We start from the raw sequence: 12699 nt of genomic DNA on the forward strand, positions 1-12699 counted from the left end.
AGCAAAACTTGCTGAGACGTTCCCACCCAAACACACGGGAACAACCGTCGCGGGGTGGAGCAGCCCGGTAGCTCGTCAGGCTCATAACCTGAAGGCCGCAGGTTCAAATCCTGCCCCCGCAACCAAATCTAAGAAACATATCAGATGCTTAGAGCCTGACTTAAACAGTCAGGTTTTTTCGTTTGCATTTTGTGTCAACGCCATGTCAACGTTTCGAGAGTCGCGCTGAAATCGACTGCCAAAGCGCCCTTTCCACCAACGTTGAAACCATCGCCCTTCCCTGCTATATGACTCAGTCATACCAAGGAGGCGCGGATGACCGTCAAGACGACCCTCAGCTTTACCGACCGCCACCATCACTTCCTCTCGGAAAAGGTGGGGCAAGGCATCTTCGCAACGCAGAGCGCCGCTGTTGCGGCCGCGCTGGAGCAGATGATGCAGGACGAGGAAGAACGAGAAGTAGCCCTCTCGGCCCTCGGCCAAGAAATCCGCGCCCGCATGGAGACGCCCCGCACAATGTTCATCGACCAAGGCGACGCGTTCGCCGCTGCTCGTGGCACCATAGGCGCGGCTCGTGGGGCGTGATCTACCGGATCCGGTTCCACCCTCTTGTCTCCCGTGACCTCGACGCCATTGCCCAATGGATCATCGACTATGCAGGGCCGGAGGCGGCGGCTCGTAAGTTGGCCGAGATCGAAGCCGCCATCGCCACACTGAAGACCACGCCGCATAAGGGCAGCATGCGAGATGAAACCGCCCCTGGCCTGCGCGCCATCCCGGCAGGCCGGAAGGCCGTGGTGGCCTTCCTGGTTGACGATGACGCGAGCGAAGTGCTGATTTACGCGGTAACCTATGGCGGCGCGGATTGGATCGGACGCACCGGCGGGCGTCGACGATAATTGCTGTTGAGTTAGTTCCATAAGCTTCGATGCAAGCATGCCACTGCCGACGCTCTATGGTATGAGTTGCGGCCAAATCACTAGGAAATTCCATGAGCCTGAGAACGCAACGACAAGGACAGATGGGGTCAATGCAGTTGAAAAGATCGTTCTCGCGGAATGGAATGCTCGATGGCAACCTCTGGAAGCGCACAACGATGACGCAGTCGACGGCCTTATCTTCTTAGAAAGAGACGGCGAACTATCTGGTCAAATTATTTTTACGCAGGTCAAGTGTGTCAAAGCCAAAAAGCGAAGTGACGGCAAGCTCGCCGTTTCAATCGCAGCAAATCAGCTAGCAAGGAATTTGGCTGCTTGGCGGAAAGTTGTCGGCGCCGCAATTGTTGTGCTGGTCGATCCGGATGACCTAAGTGCGCGGTGGGTGGACATCAGGCCCAGTGACGCGAGAACTTCAGCTCAGATCCTTGTGCCCGGAGACCAAATGTTCGACCGTCGGGCGAGGAAGTCGATTAGTCAGTTGTGCGGAACATTAACTCAAGATTTGCAGGCTCAGAAAATCCACACTTTCGCCGGAGACTTTCCTCATCTCCGATGCTCAGAGCATGTCCAACAAGCATCCCGAAGCATCTACAAGTCCATGGCGCAGACAGCCACGACTCTCGGGCGCAACGGAGAGCGTGTTCATTTTGACCGTGAAGGTTGGCGGCACATTACCAGACCTGGCCGTAGTGAGCTCTCCAGATACCAGAGCTTCGTATTGCTTGGAGCAGCCCGCAAAATTATCGAAGAGTGCGTCACTCCGCCGATAATCTCGGCAGCAGCTTCGGCGACGATCGTAACTTCCGTTTATTTCAGATCGATAGCATGGTGACTTTTCCGTTCCGGCAGACGGGATTAGTTCGCCTGATCCTGAGGAAGTCGATGCTTGAACCTGTTCAGGAGCAGAAGCTCAAATTCTGGACCATTTACGAGCCGCGACGCAAACTTAACGGGATGGGTGTGCAAGAACCACGACGCCCATAAACCCTAAGGCTGCTTGGGGCTCTGAGTAGCTCTTGCACACTTGCGGGTCTTAGCCCAACTGGCTGACTTTTTCCACCAAAAAGGACGGGGGATGGTCGAACAGCCCAGCGAGTTCGTTCATCACCAGGCAGCACCGACCTTGGGCTTCCGCACCTCGAAACGGCGGACTATCAAAATCCATACTTCTCTCTGCGAAGATTGAACGCTGCCGCGCCGCCTTCCATGATGCGTTTTATCGCCTCACGTATATCGGGTATGTCGATAGCCCCTTCTCCAGCAATCTTGCCACCGGATTGGTCCCCAGCCTTGCGATAATCGCACCAAGCAACAAGTTCGGCATCCCCATTGACGACCAGATTGGCATTGTGGCTTACGAAAATCAGCTGACGCCGTTTTTTCGCGGCCCATATCTGCTCAACAATTTCCTGCATAACTGGATTGTCCAGGTCCTCTTCCGGTTGATCGATGAGAAGGGGCGGCCCTGCCTGGTTCAACAACGTGCGCAACAGCGCGGTCGCTTGTTGGCCTGACGATGCGTTGGAAAAATTGATGTATTCCCCTTCGCGCGAACGGTACTCAAAACGGGGCTCACTGGTAATTTCAATCAGGGATAGTGACAGCCAGTCATCCGGAGTCAATTTGCTGGCAAGCTTTTCGCAATCCGCCTTGGTCGCGCCTGCGCTTGTAAGGAACGGTGTTTCGGGCAGATGTTCCGTGGAATCCTTTGCGGAATCGAAGTTCGCAAGTGTTTCCAGGTCTTCAAGTGTGCCTATCCAGGTGCGATGAGGATCTTCCGCATTAAGTACAGATTCGGCGATCTGTTCGATCCGGTCTTTGCGGATTCCCGATCCGCTCAGCCGCTCTCTCATCAGGTCGGAGAACAGGTTGGCGTTTGAATATCTGCGAACGATAGCCCGGATTGCACCACCGGAGCGCTCGGTCAGGGCATCACACTGAGCTTGGATCAAGGCATCGCGCTGTCTTCTGAGATCGTGAAGCTGATCTTGTTCAGCTTTGTAGGATTCGCCTGCTTTCTGGAGCGACAACAGTTCGTCCGACAGACGAGTGAGCTCTCGCTGAAGTGCCGCAACCTTTGCCTCAAGCTCTTTCATCTGCTCCATGCGGTCCTTGTGAGCAGACGATTTTTCCAGAGCGGTAGAATTAGATTGGCGGTAAGCCACCAGCCGGGCGTTCCAAGCCGACCACTTACTGCCGTCTCTCTCCTCTGTGGCCCGATCAATTTTTAGCCTTGCACCGCGAAGCGCTTCAGCGATTTCAGCGACTAACACACCATATTCGGCAGACAATTCCTCTACGAGCGCTTTTTCGGGAAACTCTTCAGGCAGTTCGGTGAGTTCTCCTCGCACTTCACCGCCAGCCAACTCAAGCAGTTGATCAATGCGTGTACCTGCATCTTTGAGACGATGCCTGCGCGCGTCGACGGCCTGTTCGGCGCGATCATATTGCGAGCTGAGATCAAGGAGAGACCGGTCCTCTTCTGCAAGGCCGCCCAGTGACGCCCTTATCTTGGAAGCCTGTTCTTGGTATGAGCGCACCTGTAGCGCCACGCGGGCAGCGTCCTTTTCGATGGCCTTCTGGCGCTGTCTCGTGGAATAGCTCTTGCGGAGCTTCTCGCTTTGTTCTCCCATCTGCCTCTCAAGTTGACCGAGTTCGGTTCGGATGGGGGCGGAGATAAATCGTGCGAGTTCGTCCAGCCTTACGCTGACGTTGCTGAGTTGCTTCTGGCTGTAGGCTTGAACAGGAAGAAGCGTGCGTACTTCGTTCTCTGAACATGGCCGCAATTCATCGTCTCCGACCTTGATCTGGACGATCCCCTCTTTGCTGGACCTTCGCACAGAATGCGGCACGCCGTTCAAGGTGAACGTGACATCAACGGTCGCCCCTAGAGGCTTGAGACTGCCCTCAATTAGCCGGGAGCGGCGAGCCTGATAGTCCGGGGTATCGTCATCGCTTCCAGCAGGAGGCTGGTCACACAACGCCCAGCGAAGATACTCAAGGATCGTCGACTTTCCCGTGCCACGACCGCCGATCAGTGCATTGTACTGGGGATTGAAGGCAAGCTCCAAAGGACCGAGAAAAGAGCTGTTCTGAACGCTGATCGACGTTATGACGATTGATGGGACGCTCGGCTCTGAGTCTGAAATCCGTGACTCTTGGGCAAGGCATGCTTGGCGCAGCGCCTCCGCCGTAGGGCTGGCCCATTTGATCCAGGAAGAGTGTTTACCGAGTCAGCGTGATCTTCGCGCCGGTTGTCTGAAGTCTGGATGCAGGCTATCCGCTTGTTTCCCCAAGCTTTTTCTTTTCCGGCAATGATATTAAGGGTGCCCGATTTCAAGCCGTCTCTTGACCCATCCAAATAGCCGCCCACGCAAGGCATATCCTTGTATTTGGGAGCCATGCCGCTGCGGAGCAGCGAGAATTTCCCTTCGCCGCTGACATTGGGAAGAATTATGTAGCGGTCCTTTAGCCAGCTATGTTCGTCCAGCTTAATCTTTAGGGCTTTTAAAGAGTCGATGTGGTCAAGCCGTTCTGTCTGAATTGTCTTTGCTTCGTTTGCTGGGGCAGAAGTAATCGTCAATGCTGTAAGGACGGCGTCAAAGCGGTTGTCCTCGAAATCCGCGCCAAGCAATAGGATGGCTTGGCAAGGCACTGCGAGCGTCAACTCAATTCCCGGAAAGACGACGATACGGTCGCGACCCTGCAAAGGGCTCCCCATTGCATCGGTTTCCTGTAAGGCGGCCTGCCGGACGAATGGAATAAATGCCATGTCGTGGTGGTCGGTGACTGCAATTGCGTCGAGACCCTTTTCCCGGCACGCTGCGATGAGCGATGTGGCGTACTCTGCGCGCTCTTCATCGGTGACGCGCGCCTGGCCCGTCCATTGGCGATCCCTAGGGCTGTGAACTTGGAAGTCGCAGCGGAAGAAATGTGCACCTTTGTCCGCGCTGCTTAGTTCGCCGCCCATCCTTCGGTCTCCAATTCCTGTGCGCAATCGATTATCTTCATGGTCGTCACGCTGACCTCAGCGATGCAATGGGAAATTTCGATCTTACCCAAGGTTGTCTGCCTTCTTGCCCTCTCCGCGTCGTCCTTCAAGCTTTGCAAAGGGTCAAATACTCACTGGCCGCACAAATTGCTGACTGCCGCAGTCGGCCACCGTCCATTTTCCGGTGTTCGGCAGTCAGCCAAACTGGTTATTCGCCCGCTATTCGGCAAAGGTTTGCTTGTCTCCTGGCACTGCTAATGGGGAAACGCAGGACAAGTCGACTCGCTGGCGCATGCTGGCCGTCATCCCCCCAAGTTTACCTCCTCCGCTTGTCGGCGACAGACCAGACCGCCGAGCCGATGGTCAGAAGAGCGCCGATCACCGGCTCAAGGTCGGAGGCTTGGACAAGTCCTTTGGCGACGAGGGCGGTGCCCGCGAGAGTCAGGATTTGGCGGATGAGAGCGAGGATTGCAGGTTTCAGCATGGTGTTCTCCAGTTCACATTTCATTGGTGGTGGTGAGGAATTCGCCCGGCCTCATGGTCGGCAGGCGCTGGGGGTGGGGTGGGAAGGTGGCGGGCCAGCGCGCGCCGAGCATGCGGGATTTGGCAACGCGCGCGATGGTGACGGCGTCGGACTGGTTGCCGCCGAGGACGAAGAAATTGGCATCATCCTGGCCGACGGCGAAACCGACATGCCCGCCTGATCCGCGTTCGAACACCAGCACGGCACCTGGGACCGGCTGCACCGGCTGCCCGAACAGCAGACAATTGCGGGCCCAGTACGGATTGGTGCCCAGCGCGCCGAGCAGCGGCTCATCGGGCAGACCCATGCGGATGCAGGTTTCCACGAAATCGCCGCACCAGGGGTTCTTGCCCGGATCGCCCAAGCTGCGGCCATCGCGCTTCAGCCAATCCATCAACCAGGTGCGGTCGCGGGCTTCGTTGCGGCCCAGCGCGGTTTTCGCTTCGGTGATCCACGGCAAGGGGCCCGGCGGGGCGACGGAAGCAGCGCGGCCATTGGCGGCGATCAACTGCTTCAGGGCGCGGGCGGTGCGGACGCCCCATTGGCCATCGATGGCGCCGGGGGTGTGGCCGAGTTTGTCCAGTCCGCTCTGGATCAGTCGGATGGCGTCGATTGGGTCGGTGGTCATAGGATGGCTCCTTCTGCCCGCTGCCGGGCAACAAAAAACCCGCCGTGCAGGCGGGCTGGGGTGGATCAGGATGGTGTGTTTCGGGTCAGTCGCCCCGACTGCGCTGGAATGCCTCGAACATCAGATCCCGCATGGCGCGGATGTCGGTTTCGATGCGCTCCAGCCGGTCGGCGTCGGCCTTGCGGTCTTCAGCGCGCTGCTTATCGTAACGGTCGCGTTCGGCGGCCAATTCGTGCTCCAGGCGTTCCAAAACGGCTTCGTTGGTGAAGGCTTTGCGGGTGACGGTGGCCGCGATGGCGAGGCTACCACCCATCAGGGCGGTGATGGCGGCGGTCAGGCCGTGGTCGCGGAAGGCTTGGGCGACGCCTTCGAGAAAGGTCGGTGGTTCGGTCATGATGGGGCTTTCCAAGGTTCAAGTTTGGTGGGCGGCGCGGCCGTCACGGCGCGACATAGAACGTGGCGCTGAGCCGCCAGATCACGCTGGTGGTCAAGGGCGCGACAATGGTCGTGGCAGTATTCTGGGCCGAGGCCATGATTGCCCGCGCTGGCTCCATGGATTTCTCATAGACGCTGCCCTGCGCTGCCGCCTCGACCGGGATGGAAAACGCCAGTGCGCCCGGCAGATTGGTCGTCGTGATCACCACTGGGGTCGTGCCCGCCGTGAGGAGCGCTGCCGCATGCCGTTCGATGCGCAGGCCGGTTATGTAGTGGCGCAGGCCTGCGCCGGGCGCTGTCAGCGTCAAGGTCGCGGCTGTGCTCAGCGCAGCGGTGATCGTGGCGGCGTTGGAGGACACCTCGCCCAGCAGACGGTCGTCGAGAAGCCCGGTCGCCGCCAGAAGCGTCGCCGTAGCCGCGCCCGAGGTATAGGCCGTCACCCGAGCACGGATCTTGGCAAACCCGGCACAGGCCGCCACCCATGCGCCCGCTGCGGCGCCAGTGACGGCAGCCAGGTAGGTGCCGCCCGAAATGGACCGCACCGCCAGCAGGGTCCAGTTGGTGCCATCGACCGAACCAGCAACCTCAACCGTCAGGCTGAAGGTGCCGCGCAGGTCGAGGGAGACGGTCGAAGCGCCATCGGCGTTGATCACGTTCTCAGCGTTCAGCGCACCCAGCGCACCAGACCCCGAGATGTTCTCACGCGGATGCAGGGTGCCGGAAGTCAGGTCACGAGATAGTTTGGCCATCAGTTTGCACTCCAGTTGATTTTGACCGCACCCGAGGTCGGGTCGGAAAAGGTGGCGTTGAGGGTGATCTGGTCGGTTCCGGCCTCGGCCCAGAGGGTGACGAGATCGAGGAGGTCGGGGCTGTTCTCGTCGGCATCAAGCGACGGGGCGAGCGATACGTTAATGATGGAGGTGGTGGCGACGCCGGGAGCGGAAATCACGGTGGAGGCCTCAAGGGCGTTGTCGGCGACGGCGAGAACGCCCGTGCCGGTGATAGGCCCCAGGTTAAAATCCGCCCCGTCCGCCCGTGCGCGAAGACGCTGGGCGGTGGTGTTGAACCAGATCCAACCGTCGGCTCGGCCGGAAGGATCGGCGGCCAAGCCCCCCAGAATTGCCCCCTGCGGCAGGGTCGGACGTCCGCGGGTCCGGTCGATACTCAGTGCAGTGTTCCAGGTCGAGCCATCCGGACTGATCTTGAAGCTGAAGTCGTCGCTCCCCAGCAAACCGATCAGCGCCCGCGCCGAGAACCCGGTCTTGAAGGCAAAGGCGGCATCGTTGCCTGCTGCGGCCTTGTTCACCGTCACCTCGATCCCGGCGCCCGCGTTGTTCATCAGAACAGCGGGTGCGTTCAGCGACAGCCGGTTGGTGGCGTCAGCTGTCGCTCCGCCGAGGCCAAGTAACTGGGCCGTGAGGTTGGCCTGAGGCATGCCGACGGCCGTCACCGCATTGGCAAAGGTCACCGTCGGTGTATTCACGACCGTTGTGCCACCCGCGCCCGACGTGGCCGCGCCGATGTTGACGACAGTGTTCGATCCCGATGCGCCGCCGGTGCCGAGGTTGACGGTCTTGGTGAGGCCGGTCGTCGTTGCCCCGGTCCCCATCCCATAGGTCGAGGTTGCCGCAGAAGTGCCAATTGTGGCTGTCGCCGCCGACACGGTCATCGTGCCGGAAAAGGTCTTGTTGCCCGTGAAGGTCTGTGTCCCCGCGAGGATCGCCAACTCGCTGGATGTGTTGGGCAAGGTGAAGGTCCGTGTCGTGGCCGTCGTGATACCCGACAGAGAGAACAGCGCCCGTTTTGTCGGATCGGCATCATTCACCAGGCTGAAGATGGCGTCCGACACATCCTGTGGCACGCCGACCAGTTTCCAGATCGTCCCGGTCCAGACGGCGGCGGCGGTCTCGTCCGCGATCCATGCCAGCCAGCCGGGGCGCGGCACCAGACGCATCCAGACGCCATCGACCCAAGTTGTAACGTTCAGATCCCAGCCTGCCCAAAGCCCCGTCGCCCCCGAAGCGACGATGTAGCGATCCCCATCGGTGGGGGAACCGGGCGGGGTCGTCAGGTCGCGGTCCAGCACCGACAGTTGCACCACGGCGTCGAGGAGCCGCAGGGCTTCGTTGTGGGTGACATGCTTCTGGGCCTGGGCTGCTAGAATATAGGGCAGCAGCAGGTGCGGGGAGATATCGGACATTGTCCTGCTTTCAGAAGGTTAGAGTGACGGATCGCACGGCACCGCGCCCGATCAGGGCGGAGAGCTGATAGATGCGGATGTCGAGCTGTTGCCGGGGCCGAGCGATGCGCCCCAATCGGTGGTCTGCTGGGCTGCGGTGTAGAGGGCGCTGGTGGCCGCGGTGGAAAGGGTCCGCTTAACGGTCGCGCCATCGAGGATTTCCACCACATAAGCTTCGCTGTCCTCGGCCAGCGGTACCTCTGCCGCCTCCCAACTGTCGGCCGCCAGCGCCCTCGACCTGCGCGTCCAGCGGATTGTCAGATCGCCGGGGCTGCGCGCTGTCCGCCAAGGCTGTTCGACTTGGGCTACCGAGAAGGGCCGCAGCCCAGCGCCCTCGGGTGCGAAACTCGTGGCGACAAAGGTTTCATCGCTGACCGGACGCGACGCCGGGCCTACGCGCCAGTTCCATGGCAGACCCAGATCGGCCTCGCTGATCGGCAAGGATGCCACGGAGGTGTCGAGAACGACGACGCGCGCGCCGGTCGGCACGAGGCTGGCGACCGCGTTTTCCGTGCCGCGCTGGCCGCGCAGCAGGCGGGTCAACCGGTAGCGCCCGGCTGCGATCAACTCGGCCGAGCCTGCCTGAACGATCTCCCATTGGCCGGGGCTGGTTTCCACCGCCAGCGCATTGGCCCCGCCCAAGAGCGTGATGTCGGTGACGCTTTCCAAAGTGCCTGAGAACAGATCGACCACCAGCGCATTGCCGAGATCGAAGCGCGATACCGGCCCGGCATAAAAGTCTGCCGTCAGCACACCCATCCGGGCGCGAGTTCCAAAGGTGGTCAGCAGTGCAAAACCATCCATAGCAGGGCTGCGAAATACTGCCATCTCGCCCGGCCACGGTATGGCATGGGCTGCGACAAAGGGGCGGTGCGCAGCTTGATCGTCGCGCAACTGTGGCAGGTCCAGGAGAACGACCTCGGGTGCTCCGAACACTGTGGGCGTCGAGAGTGAGGCCGGGCGGGGATCGCCGGGTGGCAGATCATAAACCGCGCGATCCTGGCGAACGGCATCGATGCCGCGCACATCCGAGTCGGCAATAGACACCAGCTGCAGTTCTGTCAGGCGGCCATCATGATCGAGCAGGATCACATCGCAGGGATCGAGCGCCAGCCGTGAAGGCGGCAAACGGAACACCGCACTTTCCCGTCCGACCCAAGCCTCCATCAACGCGCGGCGGCAGCGGCGCTCGGCTTCCTCCGTCGGCACCGCCATCGGGAAACTCTCCGAAGCAATGCGGCTGGTGTCGACGGTGATGCGCCGCGCCTCGACTTGCGCCGCGTCATAATCCTCGTCGGCGCGGGCGACTTGCCATTTCAACGCTTGCGGCAGCTCGGATTCCTGCGCCCGGGTCAATTCCATCACGTCGCCGTTGGCGGAGGAAGCGGCGACCATGCCATCCGGGGTGATGGTGGCAGTAGCGACGCGACCGCGCATCAGAAAGCAGATGCGGCCTTCGCTTTCAACCGCATCAAAGCCGAAATGTCGGGCCAGTGTGGAAATCGAGGCGCGCGGGGATTCCAGCGCCGAAATCACATAACCCTCGACCGCGCCCCAGAGGCCTGAGACATCGATCAGGCTCGCTTCCAGCCCGGCGCGCAGGCAAAGGTGCCGCACGAGGGCCGCCAGCGATACCGCACCCAGCCGCCCGGTCAGCCAGTGACCCAGCCGCCAGTTCGGTCCATCGGTCCAGATATCGGTCAGTTCCGGAAAGAACGGATAGGGACGTGCATCCCAAGTCCAGGCGGCACATTCGGGGACGTGCACCATCGGGGCGGAATAGACCGTCGAGGCCGGGTTGTTGGTCAGATCGGACCAGAAGAGATATGTGGCTTCGAGATAGGCGCGCTGGATCGCGTCATCGCGCCATCCGCGCGAGAAATAGGGTGTAAAGCTTTCGGACGACTTCGGGTCAAAGAACACGTTGGGCTGGTTGGTGCCCCGGTCGATGGCAGGGCAGCCCAATTCAGTGAACCAGATCGGTTTCGATTGCGGCACCCATGCGGTGGCCGTCCCGCTTTCGATCCCGCCAGGGCGGTTGAAATGCGGGTTTTGCCACCAGGCCCGCAGATCCTTGAAGCGGAACACCCATGGTTTGGCCGCAGCACCATCGGTGATTGCGGTTCTGATCTGCGCCGCACGATCCGATGGGCTGGCGTAGAACCAGTCAAATCCCTCGCCGCCCACGATGTTCGATTGCAGATAGGCGCGGTCATAAATTGCCGGGGCAACGGCGGCATCGGCATGATCAAAGCCGTCGCGCCAATCGGAGAGTGGCATGTAGTTGTCGATGCCGATGAAATCGATAGCGCTGTCCGACCACAGCGGATCGAGGTGGAAGTACACATCGCTCGACCCGTCCGCAGGGTGGTGACCAAAATACTCCGACCAGTCGCCCGCATAGCCAATCTTGGTACCGGCGCCGAGGACGGAATGTGCGGCCGTTGCCAGATCGCGAAACGCTTGCACTGCCGGATAAGTTGCCGCCGCCGAGCGGATCGTCGTCAGGCCGGGCATTTCCGAGCCGATGAGGAAGGCATCGACGCCCCCGGCCGCGACGCAGAGATGCGCATAATGCAGGATCATCCGGCGCAGGCTCCATTCCCCGGCCGGGCCGGTCCAGCTGACGTTTTGCCCGGAAATGCTGAAATTGGCTGGCGTTGCCGTGCCAAACAGGGCTGCGACCTGTGTGGCGGCGGCGCCGGTCTTGTCCACGGTTCCGACATAGCCAGCCGCCGGGGAACAGGTAATCCGGCCGCGCCAAGGGAAGGTCGGCTGGCCAGCGGTGGCCGCATTGTTGGAATAGGGGTTCGGCAGGGTATTTCCGGATGGCACATCCAGCAGCAAAAAAGGGTAAAACGTCACCCGCAACCCACGCGCCTTCATCTCCCGGATCGCTTGCACCACTGCGAAATCCTTAGGCGTGCCGCCATAAACCGGTCTGTCCTCGGCATCGCGGCTTACCAGAAAGGCATTGGCGCGCGAAACGCCATCCACCACCCAAGCGGATGGTGTCGTGGCTTTTGCTGCAACCTCGACGCCGGGGCGGACCTTGCAGACGCCCGCCCGCAGGTCATCGCCGAACCACGCCACCACCAGCGACACGCTTTCCACCGCCGGGGCCATGGATTGCAACCGCTCCAGTGCCACGACAATATCCGGCGTTTTCGGGATCGCGTTCAGGTTCTCGGCCACTGTGGCACTGCCTGAACCGCTTGATTTCTTGACGGGGACGGTCGCGTAGGCGAACTCGCCCGAGGCCGGGATCATGGTGACCGCCCGTACCAGCCCTTCGGCGGTGTCGGCATCGGCCAGCGGCCGAAACACCTCAAAGCTGATCTGTGGTAGGCAGTTACCGAAGAGGGTGAGGTCCAACTCCTCCAGAACCACATATGCAGTGCCGCGATAGGCTGGCGTGTTCGCGGCCCCCATTTTGGCGAGGATGAACGGATCGGCAGTCTGCGCTTCATCGCCCGGATACCAGCGCCAGGTGACACCGGTCATGTCCATCGGCTTGCCATCGGCCCAAACGCGGCCAATGCCGGTGATTGGCCCTTCACACAGGGCAACCGCGAAGGAAGCGAAATACAAGTATTCGGTGGTCGCGACCTTTGCACCACCACCGCCCTTGCCGCCGCCGTGACTGGTGGTCCTGGTCTCTTCGCGGAAATCCGTCGCCCAGATGATGTTGCCGCCAAGTCGCATCCGGCCATAGAGTCTTGGGATTACGGCCCCTTCGGTGGAAGAGGTGATCCGCAGGCTGTCGAGCCGCGCGCCCTCGATGCGCTGCGCGGGCGCCAAGGACGACACGATCCAGCTGTCTACCGCCGAGCCAATCGTCGATCCGATAAACCCGCCAATAGCAGCACCTGACAGGCCAAGAATGGTGCCGCCGAATCCGGCACCGATCGCGGACCCAACCGCGCCGAGAACAAGAGTGGCCAT

General features: G+C 60.8%; 11 protein-coding genes, 1 tRNA gene and 1 pseudogene. 4 read left to right on the forward strand and 9 right to left on the reverse strand.

Translation table 11 applies throughout. From position 1 onward, the window contains the following. Positions 1-48 precede the first annotated feature (48 nt). The 4 genes from JWS10_RS03370 (at position 49) to JWS10_RS03385 (ending at position 1770) form a co-directional block, all read left to right on the forward strand. A tRNA-Met gene (locus tag JWS10_RS03370) sits at positions 49-125 on the forward strand. A 190-nt stretch (positions 126-315) separates the two neighbouring features. Further along, the gene (locus JWS10_RS03375; protein ID WP_299504769.1) at positions 316-585 is read left to right on the forward strand and encodes a hypothetical protein; all 270 of its coding nucleotides are present in this window, start codon (positions 316-318) and stop codon (positions 583-585) included. Further along, positions 582-899 (forward strand): type II toxin-antitoxin system RelE/ParE family toxin, encoded by a 318-nt coding sequence (locus tag JWS10_RS03380; protein WP_299504771.1) that lies wholly within the window; start codon positions 582-584, stop codon positions 897-899. The genes JWS10_RS03375 and JWS10_RS03380 overlap by 4 nt, the downstream gene beginning before the upstream one ends. 37 nt (positions 900-936) lie before the next feature. Continuing rightward, positions 937-1770, forward strand: a complete 834-nt coding sequence (locus JWS10_RS03385; protein ID WP_299504772.1) for a DUF4365 domain-containing protein — start codon at positions 937-939, stop codon at positions 1768-1770. Between the two features lie 201 nt (positions 1771-1971). On the opposite strand, the gene JWS10_RS03390 is transcribed toward JWS10_RS03385, so the two are convergent. The 9 genes and pseudogenes from JWS10_RS03390 to JWS10_RS03430 form a co-directional block, all read right to left on the reverse strand. Beyond that, positions 1972-2103, reverse strand: a complete 132-nt coding sequence (locus JWS10_RS03390; RefSeq protein ID WP_299504773.1) for a hypothetical protein — start codon at positions 2101-2103, stop codon at positions 1972-1974. Then, positions 2093-4150 carry a TrlF family AAA-like ATPase gene (locus tag JWS10_RS03395; RefSeq protein ID WP_366943510.1) on the reverse strand — a complete coding sequence of 686 codons (2058 nt, stop codon included), beginning with the start codon at positions 4148-4150 and terminating at the stop codon, positions 2093-2095. Before JWS10_RS03395 ends, JWS10_RS03390 begins: the two co-directional genes overlap by 11 nt. Further along, positions 4048-4908 (reverse strand): PHP domain-containing protein, encoded by an 861-nt coding sequence (locus JWS10_RS03400; protein WP_299504778.1) that lies wholly within the window; start codon positions 4906-4908, stop codon positions 4048-4050. The genes JWS10_RS03395 and JWS10_RS03400 overlap by 103 nt, the downstream gene beginning before the upstream one ends. Before the next feature lie 337 nt (positions 4909-5245). Continuing rightward, entirely contained in the window at positions 5246-5413 is a 168-nt protein-coding gene (locus JWS10_RS03405; protein WP_299504781.1) for a hypothetical protein, read from the reverse strand. Positions 5414-5426: 13 nt separating this feature from the next. Beyond that, positions 5427-6080, reverse strand: a complete 654-nt coding sequence (locus JWS10_RS03410; RefSeq protein WP_299504784.1) for a TIGR02594 family protein — start codon at positions 6078-6080, stop codon at positions 5427-5429. Positions 6081-6165: 85 nt separating this feature from the next. Next, positions 6166-6474 carry a hypothetical protein gene (locus JWS10_RS03415; RefSeq protein WP_299504786.1) on the reverse strand — a complete coding sequence of 103 codons (309 nt, stop codon included), beginning with the start codon at positions 6472-6474 and terminating at the stop codon, positions 6166-6168. A gap of 43 nt (positions 6475-6517) precedes the next feature. Further along, a complete protein-coding gene (locus JWS10_RS03420) occupies positions 6518-7264 on the reverse strand; it encodes a hypothetical protein (RefSeq protein ID WP_299504787.1) in 747 nt (248 codons plus the stop codon). After that, positions 7264-8715 carry a DUF2793 domain-containing protein gene (locus JWS10_RS03425; RefSeq protein WP_299504789.1) on the reverse strand — a complete coding sequence of 484 codons (1452 nt, stop codon included), beginning with the start codon at positions 8713-8715 and terminating at the stop codon, positions 7264-7266. The genes JWS10_RS03420 and JWS10_RS03425 overlap by 1 nt, the downstream gene beginning before the upstream one ends. Before the next feature lie 10 nt (positions 8716-8725). Continuing rightward, positions 8726-12699: pseudogene (locus JWS10_RS03430) on the reverse strand (glycoside hydrolase TIM-barrel-like domain-containing protein).

This window comes from Cypionkella sp. (genome assembly GCF_028290025.1).
GTDB lineage: Bacteria > Pseudomonadota > Alphaproteobacteria > Rhodobacterales > Rhodobacteraceae > Cypionkella.

Bases quoted from the DNA above. Each gene is read 5' to 3' on its own strand.
- JWS10_RS03375 (WP_299504769.1), top strand. From the start codon at position 316: ATGACCGTCAAGACGACCCTCAGCTTTACCGACCGCCACCATCACTTC.
- JWS10_RS03385 (WP_299504772.1), top strand. From the start codon at position 937: ATGCCACTGCCGACGCTCTATGGTATGAGTTGCGGCCAAATCACTAGG.
- JWS10_RS03390 (WP_299504773.1), bottom strand. From the start codon at position 2,103: ATGGATTTTGATAGTCCGCCGTTTCGAGGTGCGGAAGCCCAAGGTCGG.
- JWS10_RS03400 (WP_299504778.1), bottom strand. From the start codon at position 4,908: ATGGGCGGCGAACTAAGCAGCGCGGACAAAGGTGCACATTTCTTCCGC.
- JWS10_RS03405 (WP_299504781.1), bottom strand. From the start codon at position 5,413: ATGCTGAAACCTGCAATCCTCGCTCTCATCCGCCAAATCCTGACTCTC.
- JWS10_RS03410 (WP_299504784.1), bottom strand. From the start codon at position 6,080: ATGACCACCGACCCAATCGACGCCATCCGACTGATCCAGAGCGGACTG.
- JWS10_RS03415 (WP_299504786.1), bottom strand. From the start codon at position 6,474: ATGACCGAACCACCGACCTTTCTCGAAGGCGTCGCCCAAGCCTTCCGC.
- JWS10_RS03420 (WP_299504787.1), bottom strand. From the start codon at position 7,264: ATGGCCAAACTATCTCGTGACCTGACTTCCGGCACCCTGCATCCGCGT.
- JWS10_RS03425 (WP_299504789.1), bottom strand. From the start codon at position 8,715: ATGTCCGATATCTCCCCGCACCTGCTGCTGCCCTATATTCTAGCAGCC.